We start from the raw sequence: 18,653 nt of genomic DNA, 5'->3' as shown, positions 1-18,653 counted from the left end.
TAATAAAATTCGGAAAATAGATAGCTTATGGCCGTCACACCCCCAAGGATAGACGGCAATTGCAAGGACTCAGCTCAATATGGAGACCGTTCCCAAGTATTTCAAGGCGCGTGACAGATTGTCGCTGTCCAGGCTGTCCAGCCAGTGCAAATCGCTCCAGCTGCGCAACCAGGTGAACTGGCGTTTCGCCAATTGGCGCGTGGCAATGATGCCGCGCTCCTGCATTTCGGCTGACGTCAGCTTGCCATCCAGATGATCCCAGACTTGGCGGTAGCCAACAGCACGTATCGAAGGCAACCCAGCGTGCAGGTCTCCTCGTGAACGCAGTGCTACGACCTCATCCACAAACCCCTGTTCCAACATAATTGTGAATCTTTGTGCAATTCGTTCATGCAGCACCTGACGATTTGCCGGAGCGATGGCCAGATTCGCCACAGTATAGGGCAATTGTGCCTGTCCAGACGCGCCTGCATCAGCACTTTGCGCAGTTTGTTTCAGCCGGTGTTCAGTCATGGTCTGCCCGCTGACCCGCCAAACTTCCAGAGCGCGCGTGAGGCGCTGAGGGTCATTGGGGTGAATGCGCGCGGCAGACACCGGGTCAATCGCCGCCAACTGGTCGTGCAGGGCTTGCCAGCCAAGGCGTACAGCCTCTTCTTCAAGTTCGGCGCGCACCTGGGCGTCGGCCGGCGGCATATCCGCCAAGCCTTCCTGCAGAGCCTTGTAGTAGAGCATCGTACCGCCCACCAGCAGCGGAATATTACCCCGTGCGGTGATCTCGGCCATGGCGGCCAGTGCATCAGTGCGAAAATCCGCTGCGGAATAGCTCTGCGCCGGGTCGATAATGTCGATCAGCTTATGCGGATACTCGGCCAGCAGCGCTTTTGAAGGCTTGGCGGTGCCGATGTCCATGTCCCGGTAAACCAGGGCAGAGTCGACACTGATCAGCTCGCACGGCAACACCTTGGTCAGCTCGATGGCCAGGTCGGTCTTGCCGGCGGCCGTGGGGCCCATCAGGAAGATCGCGGGGGGCAAGGCACTCATCAACGGCCGCGCAAGAACAGTTTGTCCAGATCGTCCAGGCCCATTTGGGTCCAAGTCGGTCGGCCATGGTTGCATTGCCCGCTGCGCTCAGTGTTTTCCATGTCGCGCAGCAAGCCGTTCATTTCCGGCAAGGCCAGGCGGCGGTTGGCGCGAATGGCACCGTGGCAGGCCATGGTGCCGAGCAGCTCGTTGATGTGCGCCTGGATACGGTCACTGGTGCCGTATTCCATCAGGTCCGCCAGCACGTCGGCGACCAATCGGTTGGCTTCGGCTTGCTTGAGCAGCGCGGGAATCTGGCGGATTGCCAGAGTTTCCGGGCCCAGGCGCTGCAGTTCAAAGCCGAGCTTCTGGAACACGCTGTGGTGCTCCTCTGCGCAATCGGCTTCACGCTGGCTGACGGCCAGGGATTCCGGCACCAAGAGCGGCTGGCCGCTGAGGCCTTCGCTGGCCATGGCGATCTTCAGGCGCTCGTACATGATGCGCTCATGGGCGGCGTGCATGTCCACCAGCACCAGGCCATGGGCGTTTTCCGCCAGGATGTAGATGCCCTTGAGCTGTGCCAACGCATAGCCCAGCGGCGGGATATCCCCACCGCCCTCCGGCAACGCGACAGCGCCGGGCTCGGCACCCGGCAGCGGCGCGAAAAACTCGCGATAGGCCGCCTGGGCTTCGGCCACGGGCACCGCCGATTGCGGACGCGGCGTGTATTGATACTGGTAACCCGCACCCGACCCGGAACCCGGCGCCGTATAAGCAGGCTGTGGCTGCGGCGATTGCAGCAAATTGGCCGCCAGGCTCATTTCGCCTTGCGGGCCAAACTCACCGGCCTCCGGGCCACTCGGCCGCACCACCGCCGTCACGATCGGCGCCGACAGCTGATCATCCGGGCGCACATCGCCGAGGGCACGGTGCAAGGTGCCATAAAGGAAGTCATGCACCATGCGCCCGTCACGGAATCGCACTTCGTGCTTGGTCGGGTGCACGTTGACGTCAACCACCGATGGGTCGACCTCAAAAAACAGTACAAAAGTCGGATGCCGCCCGTTGAACAACACATCGCGGTAAGCCTGGCGCACCGCGTGGGCCACCAGTTTGTCGCGCACCGCACGGCCATTCACAAAGAAGTACTGCAAATCCGCCTGGCTACGGGAGAAGGTCGGCAACCCGACCCAACCCCACAGACGCAGGCCGTTGCGCTCGATTTCAATCGGCAACGCCTGCTCCAGGAACCCCGCGCCACAGATGGCCGATACACGTCGAGCACGCGCGGCGTCGTCATGGGCTTCATGCAGGCTGAGGATGGTCTTGCCGTTGTGACGCAGGTGAAACGCCACGTCAAAGCGCGCCAAGGCCAGGCGTTTGATGACTTCTTGCAAGTGATCGAATTCGGTTTTTTCGGCCTTGAGGAATTTACGCCGCGCCGGGGTATTGAAGAACAGGTCGCGCACTTCCACCGACGTGCCCACCGGGTGCGCAGCCGGCTGAACCCGAGGTGCCATGTCGCGGCCTTCGGTTTCCACTTGCCAGGCTTGCTCGGCGCTGCGGGTGCGCGAGGTCAGGGTCAGGCGCGCCACCGAGCTGATAGACGCCAGGGCCTCACCGCGAAAGCCCAGGCTCATCACCCGTTCAAGGTCTTCCAGGTCACGAATCTTGCTGGTGGCATGACGCGCCAGGGCCAGCGGCAGGTCATCGGAGGAGATGCCGCTGCCGTCATCGCGCACGCGCAGCAGCTTGACGCCGCCCTGCTCCACGTCGACATCAATGCGCTTGGCGCCGGAATCGATGCTGTTTTCCAGCAGCTCCTTGATCACCGACGCCGGGCGCTCAACTACTTCGCCCGCGGCAATCTGGTTGGCGAGGCGTGGGCTGAGCAGTTCGATGCGCGAACCGCTGTTGAGGACAGATTCGCTCATTACTGCGCCGCCAATTCGGTGCCAGGGATGGTCAACACCTGGCCAACTTTCAATTCATCGGTTTTCAGGTTGTTGGCGCTGCGCAAGGTAGCGGCCGACACCTGGAAACGCACGGCCAGCATGGCCAGGGTTTCGCCGGGCTGCACGCGATGGTCACGTGGGCCCTGAGCGATTTTCCCAGAGTCACGCAGCCAGGCGATGTAAGTGCCCGGCGGTGGGTTCTGCTGGAAGAACTGGCGAATACCGGCACTGATCGAACGCGCCAGCGCCTGCTGGTGGCTGGCGCTGGCCAGCTTCGAGGCTTCGTTGGCGTTGGAGATAAACCCGGTTTCCACCAGGATCGATGGGATGTCCGGCGACTTCAACACCATGAACCCGGCCTGTTCCACACGTTGCTTATGCAAGGAAGTGACGCGGCCGATATTGCTCAAGACCTTCTGGCCCACGTTCAGGCTGGAGGTCAACGACGCCGTCATCGACAGATCGAGCAGCACGCCGGCGAGCATTTTGTCTTTGTCATCGAGGGACACGTTGCCGGCCCCGCCGATCAAGTCGGAACGGTTTTCGCTGTCGGCCAGCCAACGCGCGGTCTCGGACGTGGCGCCGCGATCGGACAGGGCAAACACCGAGGCGCCGAAGGCGGCGGTAGAAGGTGCGGCGTCGGCGTGGATCGACACGAACAGGTCGGCGCCCTTCTTACGCGCGATTTCGGTACGGCCGCGCAACGGGATGAAATAGTCGCCAGTACGGGTCAGCTCGGCGCGATAGCCTTTCATGCCATTGACCTGACGCTGCAGCTCACGGGCGATAGCCAGTACCACGTCTTTCTCATGCTGGCCGCGCGAGCCGGAGGCGCCCGGGTCTTCACCGCCGTGGCCGGCGTCGATCACCACGATAATGTCGCGCTTGCCCGCAGGCGCCGGTGGTGGCGGCGGCAGCTTGACCTGTGGCTGCGCCGGGCTGACTGGCACGGCCGGCACAGTGGCCACACTTGGCGTCGGCGCAGGCGGCGGCGCGGCATCGGCGGCATTGTCGAACAGGTCGACCACCAACCGGTTGCCGTATTGGGCGTTCGGGGGAAGCACAAAACTTTTCGGGGTTACGACCTTTTTCAGGTCGATCACCACACGCAGGTCGGTCGGCGTGCGCTGGGCGGAGCGCATCGCAGTAATCGGCGTGTTGGCGGTGGAGACTTTCAGCGGCGCGGCCAGGGTCGCACCGTTGATGTCGATCACCAGGCGATCAGGCGCCGTCAGGGTAAAGACGCTGTGCTGGACCGGGCCAGACAGGTCGAACACCAGTCGCGTGTTATCCGGCGCTCGCCACAGGCGAACACTTTTCACCTGTGAAGCAGCCAGAGCATTGAAAGTCATTGCCGCAAGCAACACCCCTACGACAGCAACCATCGCGCGAAAGCGCATACCTAACCCCACCAATTTTATTTGAATTCCAGTGCCAGAGCGGCGCACCACGACTGGCCTCGCGCACTCTGGGGCAACAACTTCAGCTGACGTCCGTGATCACGCGGCGTAATGGTAATGGTCAGGTCCGGCTTTGGCAAAAAGCCTGTGCCTTTATCTGGCCATTCAATCAGGCACAGCGCGTCTTCGTCGAAATAATCACGGATGCCCATGTACTCCAGCTCTTCGGGGTCTACCAGGCGATAGAGGTCGAAGTGAAAGGCGCGAATCTCGCCAATCTCGTAGGGTTCGACCAAGGTGAACGTCGGGCTTTTGACCGCGCCCGTATGGCCCAACCCGCGAATAATCCCGCGCGACAGCGTGGTCTTGCCCGCCCCAAGGTCGCCCTCAAGAAAGATCAGCCCTGCACCGGCCGCAACCTGGGCGATACGATGACCCAACGCGACTGTCGCTTCTTCATCGGCCAGAAAAAGAGTTACTTCAGACACGGCGACTGCTCCTCCAGCAATTGACGAATGGCAGGTATCAGGTCGCTGGCAGCCAGGCCGCGACCAAAGGTGCCTTGGCGATCCCCGGCCGTGGCGTGCAACCACACGGCCAGGCAGCTTGCCTCATAGGCTGGCATGCCCTGGGCCAGCAACGCGCCCACCAGACCGCTCAATACATCACCCAACCCTGCCGCGGCCATCGCCGGGTGGCCCTGGTCACAGCGCGAAACACGTCCGTCCGGGCTGGCAATCAAACTGCCAGCCCCCTTGAGAATAGCCACTGCATTGAATTTCTGGCTCAACGCGCGCGCAACCTTAGAGCGATCGGCCTGAACCTCGGCTGTCGAGATCCCCATCAAACGCGCAGCTTCACCCGTATGTGGCGTGATCACCGAGTTCGCCGGCAGGCTCACGCTGCCGATAGACAATTGATTCAAGGCATCGGCGTCCCAGACCTGCGGCTGCTTGGCATTGGCGGCAACGGACAACAGGCTTTTGCCCCAGGAAGCCTCTCCAAGGCCCGGGCCGATGACGATGACCGAGATTTTTTCCAGCAACCCCATCAACTGGTTGGCCGAACTCACGCCAACGGTCATGACTTCCGGCAAGCGCGCCAGAGCGGCGGGGATGTGTTCGGGGCGGGTCGCCAGCGAGACCATGCCCGCGCCACTGCGCAAGGCACTTTCTGCGCTCAATAGCGCGGCCCCGCCAAAGCCGCGGTCGCCGCCGATGACCAAGAGGTGGCCGAATTGGCCTTTATGGGCCTCCGGGGAACGTGCAGCCAGTTGCGGCAAATGGCCGTGCAACAGGGGCTGTACGTCGGTTATTGCGTGTTTTGTCTGCGGCATGCGTCTTCAAGCTCCGATGTCTGGCAGAATTATACCTATCTAACCTGCGGTTTCCCTTGTCTCATGCCTGCCATCACCACCGATCTGCCCGCCCTCGCCCAATCGATCAAAGACTGGGGCCGTGAGCTGGGCTTTCAACAAGTCGGCATCAGCGGCCTGGACCTGGCCGAGCATGAACAGCACCTGCAACGCTGGCTCGACGCGGGCTACCACGGCGAGATGGACTACATGGCCGCCCATGGCAGCAAACGCTCGCACCCCGATGAGCTGGTGCCCGGCACTTTGCGCGTGGTGTCGCTGCGCATGGATTATCTGCCAGGCGACACCCAAATGGCGCAGCTGCTGGCCAAGCCAGAAAAAGCCTACATTTCCCGATACGCCCTAGGCCGCGATTACCACAAGCTGATCCGCAAACGCGTGCAGCAACTGGCTGACCGTATCCAGGCGCAAATCGGCCCGTTCGGCTTTCGCGCGTTTGTTGACAGCGCGCCGGTGCTCGAAAAAGCCATCGCCGAACAAGCCGGCCTCGGCTGGATCGGCAAAAACACCCTGGTGCTCAATCGCAAGGCCGGCAGCTATTTCTTCTTGAGCGAGCTGTTTGTCGATTTGCCGCTGCCGGTAGACCCACCCCACTCCACCGAACATTGCGGCCGCTGCACGGCGTGCCTGGACATCTGCCCTACCAATGCCTTCGTCGGCCCCTATGTACTGGACGCGCGACGCTGCATTTCCTACCTCACTATCGAACTCAAGAGCGCAATCCCGGAAGACTTGCGCCCATTGATCGGCAATCGCGTGTTCGGTTGCGATGACTGTCAGATCGTTTGCCCGTGGAATCGTTTCGCTCGCCCGACCGCCGAAAGCGATTTCAAGCCGCGGCACAATCTGGATAACGCCGAGCTGGCCGAACTGTTTATGTGGGACGAGGACAAATTCCTCAGCAGCACTGAAGGTTCGCCGCTACGCCGCGCCGGTTACGAGCGCTGGCTGCGCAACCTGGCCGTGGGCCTGGGCAATGCGCCCTCGAGCATTCCAGTACTGGAGGCCTTGAAGGCGCGCCGGGATTACCCCTCGGAGCTGGTGCGCGAACACGTGGAGTGGGCGCTCAACCAACACGCTACGCGCTAGTGCACGTCGTCGTTGTAGACGAACTTGGGCATTTCCCAGTGAAAACGAATCGCCAGCAGGCGCAATAGAAAGCCGCTGAACAGGGTCAGCAGAATCGCCTGCTCGCTGGGCAGTTCCAGATAAAGGCAGAGCATGTAGAACCAGGCGGCCAGGAACGACACGCTGGCGTACAGCTCCCGACGGAAGATCAGCGGAATGTCGTTACAGAAGATATCCCGCAGGATGCCGCCGAACACCCCGGTGATTACGCCGCTGACCGACGCCACCAACATACCGTGGCCCATTTCCAGGGCGGTCATGCAGCCGATCAGGGTGAACGCCACCAGCCCCACGGCATCCAGCGCCAGGAACAGCGAACGCAGGTGACGCATCAGCGGCGCGATAAAGATCGTCACCAAGGCAGCGATGGAAGTCAGCACCAGGTATTCCGGGTGTTTGACCCACGTCAGCGGGTAATGCCCCAACAGCACATCGCGCACCGAGCCGCCGCCCAGGGCGGTGACGCAGGCGATCAGCACCACGCCAAACCAATCCATGCCGCGCCGCCCGGCAGACAGCGCGCCGGTCATGGCTTCGGCGGTGATGGCGATGAGGTAGAGCATCAACAGCATGATGGCGATCCTTGCAAAGAGGCGCGCAGTCTAATCATTTGGTGATGGCACCAAAAGGGGGCGCTTGGCGAAAGACCGAGGCGCGCCCTTCGCGAGCAAGCGCGCTCCCACATTTGACCGAGTTCCACCTTTGGAATGCAGTCGAATGTGGGAGCGGGCTTGCTCGCGAAGGCGCCAGGCCTGGCACTACATCTTCAAGCCTTGATGAAATGCTTACGGTAATGCTGCAGCTCAGCGATCGATTCGCGAATGTCATCCAACGCCAAATGCGTGCTGCCTTTATGGAAGCTATCTTTAACTTCCGGCGCCCAGCGCGCGGCCAGTTCTTTCAAGGTGGACACATCCAGGTTGCGATAATGGAAGTAGCTTTCCAGCCCTTTCATATGCGTATAAAGGAAGCGGCGGTCCTGGCAGATGCTGTTGCCACAGATCGGCGACTTGCCCTTGGGCACCCACTTCTCCAGGAAAGCGATGGTTTGAGCCTCAGCTTCAGCCATGCTGATACGGCTGTCACGCACGCGCTGGGTCAGCCCGGAGTTGCCGTGGGTGCGGGTGTTCCACTCGTCCATGGTGGCGAGGACGGCGTCGCTGTGGTGAATGGCGATCACCGGACCTTCGGCCAAGGTGTTGAGGTTGCTGTCGGTGACAATCGTCGCCATCTCGATGATGACGTCAGTGTCGGGGTTCAGACCGGTCATTTCCAGATCGATCCAAATCAGGTTCTGTGGGTTTTGCATGGCTTGATTCTCTTTGCACCTTGGCGTAGCTGCGCAGTTTAGCAGGCGGGGCCGTGCTAGACTCGCGACCGTTTTACCTAACCTTTGTATTATCGACACGGAACACCAATGGCCAAACGCCAGCTCAATCGTCGCCAAAACTGGCGCATCGAAAAGATTCAAGGTGAACGCGCCGCTCGCGCCGCCAAACGTGAATCCTCCGCCGTGGAAGCGCTCGAGGGCGGCGACCTAGGCCCTGAACAAACGGGCTTGGTGATCGCGCACTTTGGTGTGCAGGTCGAAGTCGAGGCGCTCGAAGGCGAACTCGCAGGCTCTGTTTCCCGTTGCCACTTGCGCGCCAACCTGCCTGCGCTGGTGACCGGCGACAAGGTTGTGTGGCGTGCCGGCAACCAGGGTATCGGCGTGATCGTCGCCCAGTTGCCACGCACCACCGAACTGCGCCGCCCCGACAGCCGTGGCCAGCTCAAGCCGGTGGCCGCTAACGTCGACATGATCGTGATCGTGTTCGCGCCGCTGCCCGAGCCGCATGCCAACCTGATCGACCGCTATCTGGTCGCAGCCGAGCATGCCGGTATTCGCCCGCTGTTGCTGCTGAACAAATTCGACCTGATCGACGAGCAGAACGCCCCGGCGCTCAACGCGTTGCTGGCGGTCTACCGCACTCTGGGTTACCCGGTGCTGGAAGTCTCGGCGCATCACGGCAACGGCATGGAACAGCTGCAACAGCAGTTGGACGGGCGCATCAGCGTGTTCGTCGGCCAGTCGGGCGTGGGCAAGTCGTCGCTGGTCAACAGCCTGCTACCGGAAGTCGACACCCGCGTCGGCCCACTCTCAGAGCTGTCCGGCCAGGGCACTCACACCACCACCACCGCGCGGTTGTTCCACTTCCCCGGCGGCGGTGAGCTGATCGACTCCCCAGGCATCCGCGAATTCGGCCTCGGCCACGTCAGCCGCAGCGATGTGGAAGCGGGCTTCATCGAGTTCAACGACTTGATCGGTACCTGCCGCTTCCGCGACTGCAAACACGACCGCGAGCCGGGCTGTGCGTTGCTCAAGGCCCTGGAAGACGGCCGCGTGCAGCAGCAGCGGATGAACAGCTATCGGTCGATTATTGCGAGCTTGCCTGAGAGCAGTTACTAAACCGCACTGACAAAAAGGCCGCGATCATCGCGGCCTTTTTGCATGTGGATTACGACCCGGGCGCCGGCGCAGGCGCCGTCGGGTCTTTCACCCCGCCATCATCAAACAGGTTCAGCTTCTGGCGCAGCTCATGCGCCGGCAACGGCTCCTGCCCCGGCGGAATGGCGTTCGGGTCGGCCGGCACTTCGCCTGGCGCACCTTCGCCTTGGGTCGGTACCGGCGGCGCTGCGCCTTGATCGCCTTCAATCGCGCGCTGGGCCTTTTTGGTCAGCACGACGATATCAATCCGACGGTTGATCGGGTTGAACGGGTCTTTAGGATCAAACAGCTGCGAGGAAGCAAAACCCACCACGCGCGCCACTTGCGGGTCGGGATAGCTGCCTGCCACCAACGCGCGGCGCGCGGCGTTCGCGCGGTTGGCCGAGAGTTCCCAGTTGCCGAAGTCGCCCTGGCCCGAATACGGCTTGGCGTCGGTGTGACCGCTGATGCTGATCTTGTTCGGCACCGCCTTGATGGTGTCGGCCATGGCCAGCAAGATGTCTTCAAAGTAGGGCTTCAGGCGCGCGCTGCCGGAGTCGAACATCGGCCGGTTGGCAGCGTCGGTGATCTGGATGCGCAGACCTTCAGGCGTGATTTCGAAGGAAATCTGGTCCTTGAATTTCAGTAGCTGCGGGTTCTCTTCAACCTTGGTCTGCAGTTCCTGCAGCAACAACTCGAGGCGCTCTTTCTCGACCTGATCGGCCATGCTCTCGACAGTTTCGCGCTCAATCGGGATGTTTTCCTGCGGCGATTCGGTCTTGACCTCGGGGTTGATGGTGCGCTCAGGCGCCAACTGCGGCGAGCCGCCCAGGTCGATCACAAACGGCGTACCGCTTTCCGAGAAGCCAATCGGGTCTTTGAAATAACCGGCGATGGCGATTTTCTGTTCGGGCGTGGCGGTCGACATCAGCCACAGCACCAGGAAGAACGCCATCATCGCCGTCGCAAAGTCGGCGAAGGCGATTTTCCAGGCACCACCATGGTGCCCCGCAGCGAAGCGCTTGACGCGCTTGATGATTATCGGCTGGTTGTTTTCCATGGTTTAGCGACCGCGAACCGCTTGTTCCAGCTCGGAAAAACTTGGGCGATGTTTCGGGTACAGCACCTTGCGCCCGAACTCCACCGCCAGCGATGGCGGCATACCGGACGCCGAAGCCACCAGGCACGCCTTAATCGCTTCGTAGAGGTTGACCTCTTCCTTGGCATCGTGGGCCAGGCAGGTAGCGAGTGGGCCGAAGAAGCCATAGGCCGCAAGAATACCGAAGAAGGTACCCACGAGGGCCGCACCCACGTGCATACCAATGGCCTTCTGGTCGCCTTCGCCCAGGGACGCCATGGTCACCACAATACCGAGTACCGCCGCGACGATACCAAAGCCGGGCATGGCGTCGGCAACGCCGGTCACGGCATGCGAAGGGTGCTCCAACTCTTCTTTAAGGCTGAACAGCTCCATGTCGAACAAGCCTTCGAGCTCGTGCGGCGCCATGTTGCCGGAGGACATGATGCGCAGGTAATCACAAATGTAGGCGGTCATGCGCTCATCTTTGAGCACGGCCGGGTACTTGGCGAAAATCGGGCTAGCCGCGGCGTCTTCGATGTCGCCTTCGATGGCCATCATGCCTTCACGGCGGCTCTTGTTGAGGATCTCGTAGACCAGGCCCAGAACCTCCAAGTAGAAGGTGTGGGAGAAGCGCGAACTGAACATGCCCAGCGACTTTTTGATCACATGCATGGTCATGTAACCGGGGTTGGCCTGCAAGAATGCACCTAAGGCCGCACCGCCGATAATCATCACTTCGAAGGGCTGGATCAACGCAGCGATTTTACCGTGGGAAAGGACGTACCCACCGAGCACGCTTGCGAAGACGACGATGATGCCGATAATTTTAGCCATAGGGGATTGGTACTTGCGCCGTCGGGTTCATGGACATATTGGGTGCAGCCGAAAACTCTTGTTCTACTTATCGGCAAAACTGCGCCAGACTATAGCCCGTTAAGGCGAAAAGCCAATTCGGCCCGTTCCGGGCATGTAGAACGCAAGTGATGATCGCGCCCCACTCATGGCTAATGAAACGACAGTACCCACTGCAAAACCCACCACACTCGCCGCTTGGATCAAGCGCCTGGACGACGTGCTGCTGCCTGTTCCCCAAGCCAGTCACGAGCGTGTGTGCAAAGCCATTCGCGATAGCCGCAGCTCATTGCGAGATATTGCCGAGCTGATGCAACACAGCCCCGCGCTCGTGCTCAGCGTGATACGCGAGGCCAATAGCCAGGCCCACGGCAGCCTGTCGGGGCCGGCGGAAAACCTCGAAGTGGCGCTCAACCGCCTGGGCCTTAAACGCGCCGAGGAATTGTTGGCGCGCCTGCCTTCGGTGCCGGAAAAAGACATCCCCGTGGCCCTTCGCCAACTGCTGCTGGTGAGCCAACACGCGTCCCAGCAGGCCAACGGTTTGTTCGCCAGCCGCCTGGCGCGGCTATGGCAAGACATTCATTGGGGCAGCCTGCTGTTTCTGTCGCCGCTGTGGCCGATGGCCGTCGTCTACCCCAAGCTCCTGGAAGAATGGGAACTGCGCGTTATCCACAAAGGCCAGTCGGCGCGCAAAGTCGAGCAGGAATTGTTTGGCGTGCGCCTTCTGGACGTGTGCCTCGGCTTGACCGAGGCCTGGCACCTGCCGATCTGGGTCTCCCAAGGCTACAACTTGCTGCTCACCGAGCAACGCTTGCTGGTCAAGGCGCTGCACATCGCCCGCGAAGACGACGCCCTGCGCCACCAGCAATTGCTCGATGCCGCCCCCAACCTGCGCCGCTGGCTGAACCAGCCGGCCAACACCGTGCTGCTGGCCAACGGCCTGGCGATGTCGGCACAGGAATCCTGGACCTGCCCGCACACCGAGCGCTGGCAATACCTCACCGCGCTGTACCTGCAAGAACCGTTGAGCGACGTGCAGCAACAGGTTCACCAGCAAGCGGTGACCAGCGCACGCACCACCTTGATGCCGGACCTCTGGCACCCGGCGTTATCGCTGATCTGGCCGTGGCATGTGCAGAAAGTCCATCGCGGCCTGTTGCCGGCGCCGCCGCCCACTGCCGAATCATTGGCCGTGTGGCGCAATCGCTGCACTGAGCTACTGGTAGAACCGAGCCGTTTTGCCAATGCCATGCACCTGACCACCTGCGCCAAGGAAGCCTTGGTCGCCAGTGGCATGCAGCGAGTGTTGCTGTTTATGGCCGACCGCACCCTGAGCACCTTGCGTGCGCATCAAGCAGACGGTTTGCCTAAGGACGCCGCCAACCTGAGCCTGGACGTGGTCAACAGCACGCTGCTGCAGCGCCTGCTGGAAAAGTCCGCCCAGGTGCGCCTCACGCCAGACAATCACGCGCAGTTCTCGGCACTGCTGCCGCCGACCCTGCGCCGCCTGTTCACCGGCGAACACCTGTTGCTACGCTCCTTGAGTTGCAACGGCAAGGTGGTGATGCTGATGGTCGCCGACCAGGGCGGCGGGCCGTTCTCGGAAACCACCGTGCAAGCCTTCGGCAAAACCGCTCAATGCATCGAGAAAGCCCTGCACTGCTTTACCAACCGCAGCGCTTGATGCTTGCGCTACAATCGCCCTCTTTTATCGCCAACATTTGTGCCCAGGAGACCTCACATGCCTGACTTCTCTGGCTTGCCGCTGGTGATCGAGTCCAGCGACCTGCTCGGTCAACTGGATGCCGAACACCTGATTCTGGTGGACCTCACCAGTGCCGCCCGCTACGCCGAAGGGCATATCCCCGGCGCGCATTTCGTTGACCCCAAGCGCACCCAACTCGGCCAGGCGCCCGCGCCCGGCCTGCTGCCGCACAAGGCCGAGCTGGAAAAACTCTTCGGCGAACTGGGCCACACCCCAGATGCCACCTACGTGGTCTACGACGACGAGGGCGGCGGCTGGGCCGGGCGCTTCATCTGGATGCTCGACGTGATCGGCCACCAGAAATACCACTACCTGGACGGCGGCCTGCTGGCCTGGCTGGACGGTAAACACCCAGTGTCCACCGAGGTGCCCGCCCCGGTCGGCGGCCCAGTCGGCCTGACCTTGCACGACGGCCCCACCGCCACGCGCGAGTACTTGCAAAGCCGACTCGGCGCGGCCGACCTGGGCATCTGGGACGCACGCGGCCCGTTGGAATATTCCGGCGAGAAGGTCCTCGCGGCCAAGGGTGGTCACATCCCTGGCGCTGTGAACTTCGAATGGACCGCCGGCATGGACAAGGCACGCAACCTGCGTATCCGCCGCGACATGCCGCAGATCCTCGAAGACCTCGGCCTGACCAAAGATAAAGAAATCATCACCCACTGCCAGACCCACCACCGCTCTGGCTTCACCTACCTGGTGGCCAAGGCGCTCGGTTATCCGCGAGTCAAAGGTTATGCCGGTTCCTGGGGCGAATGGGGCAACCACCCCGACACCCCCGTTGAGATTTAAGGTTTAAGGACAGTTAATGAAAAAGCAGTTGTTTATCCTCAGCCAGTACTTGCTGCCGCACCACTTGCTCTCGCGTCTGGCCGGCTGCATTGCCGAGTGCCGCGTACGCTGGTTCAAGAATGCCTTCACCGCCTGGTTCGCCAAGCGCTACCAAGTGGACATGTCCCAAGCCCTGGTTGAAGACCTGACCGCCTACGAGCACTTCAACGCCTTCTTCACCCGCGCCTTGAAAGACGGTGCGCGCCCGCTGGATCAGACCCCAGGCGCGGTCTTGAGCCCGGCCGACGGTGCTGTCAGCCAGCTCGGCCCGATTGAACACGGCCGGGTGTTCCAGGCCAAGGGCCACAGCTTCAGCGTGCTGGAACTGCTGGGCGGCGATGCAGCGTTGGCGGCCCCCTTCATGGGTGGTGATTTCGCCACCATCTACCTGTCACCGAAGGACTACCACCGCGTGCACATGCCATTGGCCGGTACGCTGCGTGAAATGGTCTACGTGCCGGGTCGGATTTTCTCGGTAAACCAGACCACCGCTGAAAACGTGCCTGAGCTGTTTGCACGTAACGAGCGTGTTGTCTGCCTGTTCGACACCGAACGCGGCCCGATGGCGGTGGTGTTGGTGGGTGCGATGATCGTCGCGTCGATTGAAACCGTGTGGGCCGGGCTGGTCACTCCGCCCAAGCGCGAGCTGAAAACCTTCCGCTACGACGAAGCCGCGCGCGCGCCGATTCACTTGGAGAAGGGTGCTGAACTGGGCCGCTTCAAGCTGGGTTCGACGGCAATTGTGCTGTTTGGGCCGGATCAGGTTAAGTGGGCTGAAGAACTGGTGGCGGGTACGCCAGTGCAGATGGGCCAAGGCATCGCATCGCCTAAAGCCTGATTCGAAGCTGATACTGATCATTCCCACGCTCTGCGTGGGAATGCATCCTGTGACGCTCCGCGTCGCGACCTTAAGGCTGACGCAGAGCGTCAAGGCCGGCATTCCCACGCAGAGCGTGGGAACGATCGGTCCGCGTATCTACAGTTACAGCTGACCGTCGCGGTCGCGAAAGCCCAGCAGATACAACACACCATCCAACCCCAACGTCGAAATCGCCTGCTTGGCTGACTGCTTGACCAGTGGCTTGGCGCGGAACGCCACACCCAGCCCGGCAATCGCCAGCATCGGCAAATCATTCGCGCCGTCGCCGACCGCGATGGTCTGCTCCAGACGCAAACCTTCCTTGTGGGCCAACTCCTTCAGCAAGTCCGCCTTGCGCTGCGCGTCGACAATCGGCTCCACCGCCACGCCGGTCACCTTGCCATCCACCACTTCCAGCTCGTTGGCGAACACGTAGTCGATGCCCAGCTTGGCCTGCAACTGCTTGGCGAAGTAGGTGAAGCCACCCGACAGGATTGCGGTTTTGTAGCCCAGGCGCTTGAGTTCGGCGAACAGGGTTTCAGCGCCTTCGGTCAGGCGCAGCGAGGCACCGATCGAGTCCAGCACGCTCACATCCAGGCCTTTGAGCAAGGCCAGGCGCTCCTTGAAGCTGGCACGAAAATCCAGCTCACCGGCCATGGCGCGCTCAGTGATTTCGGACACCTGCTCGCCCACACCGGCGGCCTTGGCCAATTCGTCGATGACTTCGGCTTCGATCAGCGTGGAGTCCATGTCGAACACCGCCAGGCGGCGGTTACGGCGGAACAGCGAATCTTCCTGGAAGGCGATATCGACATTCAGCTCTTGGGCCACGCTCAAGAACTCGGCGCGCAGGGCTTGAGGGTCCGCCGGCTCGCCGCGCACGGAGAACTCGATGCAGCCCTTGCCCTTGTCGGCAGGCGTGTCCAACGGCATGCGTCCCGACAGACGGTCAATATGATCGATATTCAAACCGTACTGGGCCGTGATCGAGCTGACGCGCTGCAATTGCTCGGCGGTTACCTTGCGGGTCAGCAAAGTGACGATGTGGCGTTTTTTGCCCTGGCCTTCCACCCAATGCTGATAATCGGCTTCGGAGACCGGGGTGAAACGCACCTGTTGACCCAGCTTATACGCCGTAAACAGGATGTCCTTTAGCACCGACGAGGCCTGTTCGGTGCTCGGGATTTCCACGAGGATGCCGAACGACAGGGTGTCGTGGATCACTGCCTGGCCGATATCGAGAATGTTCACACCACCCTGGGCCAGAACACCGGTAATGGCTGCCGTAAGACCCGGGCGGTCTTCGCCAGTGATGTTTATCAGGACAATTTCGCGCAAAGCGCACCCCCAGGCTGGAAAAAAACCGCATTCTACCCACTTTCAGTGACCATCGGGCACAGCCAGCGCTTTGCCGGTCCTAGGCCTGTCGCTATACTGCGCGTCAACTTCACGGACTAAAGAGCCGAGCTCAAGTGAACCGGCCTACGCCAATAAAAACCGACAACTTCTTCCTGCTGATCTTCCGGGCACTGCGCCACCGCCGTGTACCGATCGCATTACGCATCGCCAGCCATAACGTGATCCTGGTCGCTCTGGCCCTGGTGATTTACGCCTGCGTGATGGGTTTGCAATTCAAGCAGGCCATGCACGAGCAAGCCGACGCCCTGGGCGAGAGCTTGACCACTCAGACCGCCACCTCGGCGACTGAGCTGCTGGTGTCCAATGACATCCTCAGCCTCAACGTGCTGCTCAACAACCTGACCAAGAACCCGCTGGTGGCCCACGCGGCTATCTATAGCGTGGACAACCGGATCATGGCCGAAGCCGGGCAGCGCCCGAAAAACGGCCTGCTGGGTGAAGCCGAAGGCCTGTATCAGAGCAATATCACGTTTCAGGATGTGAAAGCCGGCCAACTGCGCATCAGCCTCGACATGCAGCAGTTCCAGCAGCCGATGACCATCAGCCTGCAGAGCATGGGCATCCTCAGCGCCATTTTGCTGGCATTGGCCCTGGCCTTGAGCTTGCGCCTGGGTCGGCATATCTCCACGCCGCTGATGCAACTGCGCATCTGGCTGCGCGATATCGACGAACACACCCCGGCCACTGATCGTCAGGATGAAATCGGCGACCTCGCCCGCCAGCTCCACGCCAGCTTCGCCCCGGAACCGGTGGTGCCCGAGGTTGAACCCGAGCCTGAGTACGACGACACCGATTACGACGACGAACCCGAGTTTGAAGTGCGCGACCTGCGCGACCCGGGCTTTGACGAAAGCGCGCCGGTGGCCGGCCTCAAGCCCGCGACACGCCAGGCGATCAGGGCCGAAGAAGATGAACTGGACGATGAAGACCCGTTCTCCGATTTGCGCGACACGTCGGCCGCCGCCCCTGCCGTCGCCCCCAAGCCTGCGCCAGTGAAGAGCAGCGAACCCCAGCACAGCGCCGTCTTGGCCGTGCAACTGGGTGCCCAGGACCAACTGCGTCGCCTGCCCCGCGCCCGCCTGACGGAGTTGCTGGAACGCTACCGCGACTGCCTGGACCAGGCTGCTTCGCTGTATCAGAGCGAGCTGCACACCCTGAACGATGGCAGCACGTTGATGCTGTTCCACAGCGAAGACAGCGGCGAAGATTATCTGACCAATGCAATCTGCTGCGGCGAGTTGTTGCGCGCCTTGGGCCACGCCCTGCAGATTGAAGTGGCCGACAGCGGCATCACCTTGCAACTGCAGCTCGGCCTGACGGTGGGCGATGATCTGTTCGGCATGAGCCAGATCGACCTACTGCTCACCGAAATCGCCCAGGACGCGCTGGCCTTGTCGCAACACAGTCGCAACCTGCTGCTGGTGGAGCGCAAGATCAGCGAAGACACATTGATCCGTCAACGCGCGCGTATCCGCCCGATTGCCAGCCCTGAAGGCGCGAGCTGCGTGGAGCGGCTGATGGAGCCGTATCCGTCGATGCTGGAGCGGCAGTTGGCACGCATGCATGAGACCCGCAACAAGCCTGAATAACACTGCTAGACCAATGATCGCTCCCACGCTCTGCGTGGGACGCCTCTTGGGACGCTCGCGTCCTGCCAGGCCCAAGCCATGTACAAGGGTGACGCAGAGCGCCACGGGCTGCATTCCCACGCAGAGCGTGGGAACGATCAAACAAAAAGGCCCGCTGAGTAAGCGGGCCTTTTTTGTGAGTCGGTTTCAGATCAAAACCTGAACACTTCCATATCCGTACGAATCGGCGTAGCCATCGGCATCTTCGGCTTTTCCGGCGCTGCCGGTTTGGACTGTGCTGGAGCCTGTTTGCGCGGCGCCTCGGCGACCGAAGGCTGGTTGGCCAACGGTTTGAGCGCCACCGACAACTGCTGAGCCAGATGCTGCAACAACACGCCCTGGGCCTGGACCTGAGACGCGGTGGTGCCAGCGTGCTCTTCCTGCAGGTGCACAATGCGGTTATCGCGCACTTGGCCACGGCGGTCGATCAAGCGCCACTGTGCATCTAGGATCGCCGGCTGCGAAGTACCCGAGTCGAGTCGGGTAATCGTCAGCAATACCTGCACATCCGGCGTGAAGCCGGTCGGCGCAGGCGCGAGCACCACACGCTGGCTGTCCAACTGGCCCGCCACCTGGCGCAACATCAGTTGGTTGATATCGGACGACAAGCTGCCCGCCCAACGACCATCGGTGGAACCTTGCAGGCTGCCGTCGTTCTGACGTTGCAGCAGGGTTTCGCGTTGCAGGTAGTCAGCAACGACTACCGGGCCCAACAATACAGCCATGCCAGCGGTTTGTGCTGGCTGAGCCGGACTTCCGCTGTCCAGCTGGTACAGCGACACCGGTTGGTGCGTGCTGCAACCCGCCAGCCCCAAAAGGCCAGCGAGCATCAAAAATAGAGGAAGGCGTGGAGCAGTCATCATCCCATCCAGG

Annotated in this window: 17 protein-coding genes; 6 read left to right on the top strand and 11 right to left on the bottom strand. The window is 61.6% G+C overall.

Annotation, left to right across the window (positions count from 1 at the left end; genetic code table 11):
• Positions 1–69 precede the first annotated feature (69 nt).
• Genes miaA through ACI77I_RS03655 form a run of 5 tightly spaced genes read right to left on the bottom strand, consistent with a single transcriptional unit; the run spans position 70 to position 5,711 of the window.
• On the bottom strand, positions 70–1,041 hold the full coding sequence (gene miaA, locus ACI77I_RS03675; RefSeq protein WP_242154100.1) for a tRNA (adenosine(37)-N6)-dimethylallyltransferase MiaA: 972 nt from the start codon (positions 1,039–1,041) through the stop codon (positions 70–72).
• A complete protein-coding gene (gene mutL, locus ACI77I_RS03670; protein WP_094950972.1) occupies positions 1,041–2,954 on the bottom strand; it encodes a DNA mismatch repair endonuclease MutL in 1,914 nt (637 codons plus the stop codon). Before mutL ends, miaA begins: the two co-directional genes overlap by 1 nt.
• Positions 2,954–4,375 carry an N-acetylmuramoyl-L-alanine amidase gene (locus tag ACI77I_RS03665; protein ID WP_406996979.1) on the bottom strand — a complete coding sequence of 474 codons (1,422 nt, stop codon included), beginning with the start codon at positions 4,373–4,375 and terminating at the stop codon, positions 2,954–2,956. Before ACI77I_RS03665 ends, mutL begins: the two co-directional genes overlap by 1 nt.
• Positions 4,376–4,392: 17 nt before the next feature.
• Positions 4,393–4,863 (bottom strand): tRNA (adenosine(37)-N6)-threonylcarbamoyltransferase complex ATPase subunit type 1 TsaE, encoded by a 471-nt coding sequence (gene tsaE, locus ACI77I_RS03660; protein ID WP_406996978.1) that lies wholly within the window; start codon positions 4,861–4,863, stop codon positions 4,393–4,395.
• On the bottom strand, positions 4,851–5,711 hold the full coding sequence (locus tag ACI77I_RS03655) for an NAD(P)H-hydrate dehydratase (protein ID WP_406996977.1): 861 nt from the start codon (positions 5,709–5,711) through the stop codon (positions 4,851–4,853). Before ACI77I_RS03655 ends, tsaE begins: the two co-directional genes overlap by 13 nt.
• A 63-nt stretch (positions 5,712–5,774) precedes the next feature.
• On the opposite strand from ACI77I_RS03655, the gene queG reads away from it, so the two are divergent.
• On the top strand, positions 5,775–6,839 hold the full coding sequence (queG, locus tag ACI77I_RS03650) for a tRNA epoxyqueuosine(34) reductase QueG (RefSeq protein WP_094950976.1): 1,065 nt from the start codon (positions 5,775–5,777) through the stop codon (positions 6,837–6,839).
• On the opposite strand, the gene ACI77I_RS03645 is transcribed toward queG, so the two are convergent.
• Positions 6,836–7,453, bottom strand: coding sequence for a trimeric intracellular cation channel family protein (locus tag ACI77I_RS03645; RefSeq protein ID WP_169875734.1), 618 nt, complete (start codon positions 7,451–7,453; stop codon positions 6,836–6,838). The genes queG and ACI77I_RS03645 overlap by 4 nt on opposite strands.
• Before the next feature lie 191 nt (positions 7,454–7,644).
• Positions 7,645–8,187 carry an oligoribonuclease gene (orn, locus tag ACI77I_RS03640; protein ID WP_003188046.1) on the bottom strand — a complete coding sequence of 181 codons (543 nt, stop codon included), beginning with the start codon at positions 8,185–8,187 and terminating at the stop codon, positions 7,645–7,647.
• Between the two features lie 108 nt (positions 8,188–8,295).
• Between orn and rsgA the strand changes: the two genes are divergently transcribed.
• A complete protein-coding gene (gene rsgA / locus ACI77I_RS03635) occupies positions 8,296–9,327 on the top strand; it encodes a small ribosomal subunit biogenesis GTPase RsgA (RefSeq protein WP_003171340.1) in 1,032 nt (343 codons plus the stop codon).
• Between the two features lie 49 nt (positions 9,328–9,376).
• Here rsgA and motB read toward each other — a convergent pair whose 3' ends face one another.
• Both motB and motA read right to left on the bottom strand, forming a co-directional pair.
• Positions 9,377–10,405 (bottom strand): flagellar motor protein MotB, encoded by a 1,029-nt coding sequence (gene motB / locus ACI77I_RS03630; protein ID WP_094950978.1) that lies wholly within the window; start codon positions 10,403–10,405, stop codon positions 9,377–9,379.
• Between the two features lie 3 nt (positions 10,406–10,408).
• Positions 10,409–11,260 carry a flagellar motor stator protein MotA gene (gene motA, locus ACI77I_RS03625; RefSeq protein ID WP_053254041.1) on the bottom strand — a complete coding sequence of 284 codons (852 nt, stop codon included), beginning with the start codon at positions 11,258–11,260 and terminating at the stop codon, positions 10,409–10,411.
• 166 nt (positions 11,261–11,426) lie between these two features.
• Between motA and ACI77I_RS03620 the strand changes: the two genes are divergently transcribed.
• From ACI77I_RS03620 to asd, 3 genes are read left to right on the top strand one after another with little or no spacing between them, the layout of a single operon-like run.
• Complete coding sequence (locus ACI77I_RS03620; RefSeq protein WP_406996976.1) at positions 11,427–12,962, top strand: HDOD domain-containing protein; 1,536 nt, start codon at positions 11,427–11,429, stop codon at positions 12,960–12,962.
• Positions 12,963–13,019: 57 nt separating this feature from the next.
• Positions 13,020–13,835, top strand: a complete 816-nt coding sequence (locus tag ACI77I_RS03615; RefSeq protein ID WP_406996975.1) for a rhodanese-like domain-containing protein — start codon at positions 13,020–13,022, stop codon at positions 13,833–13,835.
• A 16-nt stretch (positions 13,836–13,851) separates the two neighbouring features.
• A complete protein-coding gene (asd, locus tag ACI77I_RS03610) occupies positions 13,852–14,712 on the top strand; it encodes an archaetidylserine decarboxylase (protein WP_406996974.1) in 861 nt (286 codons plus the stop codon).
• 144 nt (positions 14,713–14,856) lie between these two features.
• On the opposite strand, the gene serB is transcribed toward asd, so the two are convergent.
• Entirely contained in the window at positions 14,857–16,071 is a 1,215-nt protein-coding gene (serB, locus tag ACI77I_RS03605; protein ID WP_406996973.1) for a phosphoserine phosphatase SerB, read from the bottom strand.
• Positions 16,072–16,205: 134 nt separating this feature from the next.
• Between serB and ACI77I_RS03600 the strand changes: the two genes are divergently transcribed.
• Positions 16,206–17,741 carry an AhpA/YtjB family protein gene (locus ACI77I_RS03600; protein WP_094950983.1) on the top strand — a complete coding sequence of 512 codons (1,536 nt, stop codon included), beginning with the start codon at positions 16,206–16,208 and terminating at the stop codon, positions 17,739–17,741.
• Positions 17,742–17,932: 191 nt separating this feature from the next.
• On the opposite strand, the gene ACI77I_RS03595 is transcribed toward ACI77I_RS03600, so the two are convergent.
• Entirely contained in the window at positions 17,933–18,643 is a 711-nt protein-coding gene (locus ACI77I_RS03595) for a membrane integrity-associated transporter subunit PqiC (RefSeq protein WP_094950984.1), read from the bottom strand.
• Between the last annotated feature and the right edge of the window lie 10 nt (positions 18,644–18,653).

The sequence above is a fragment of the Pseudomonas sp. D47 genome (assembly GCF_045447305.1).
In the GTDB taxonomy this organism is placed as follows: domain Bacteria; phylum Pseudomonadota; class Gammaproteobacteria; order Pseudomonadales; family Pseudomonadaceae; genus Aquipseudomonas.
The sequence above is the reverse complement of the archived record's forward strand: the minus strand, read 5'-3'. Positions and strand labels throughout refer to the sequence as shown.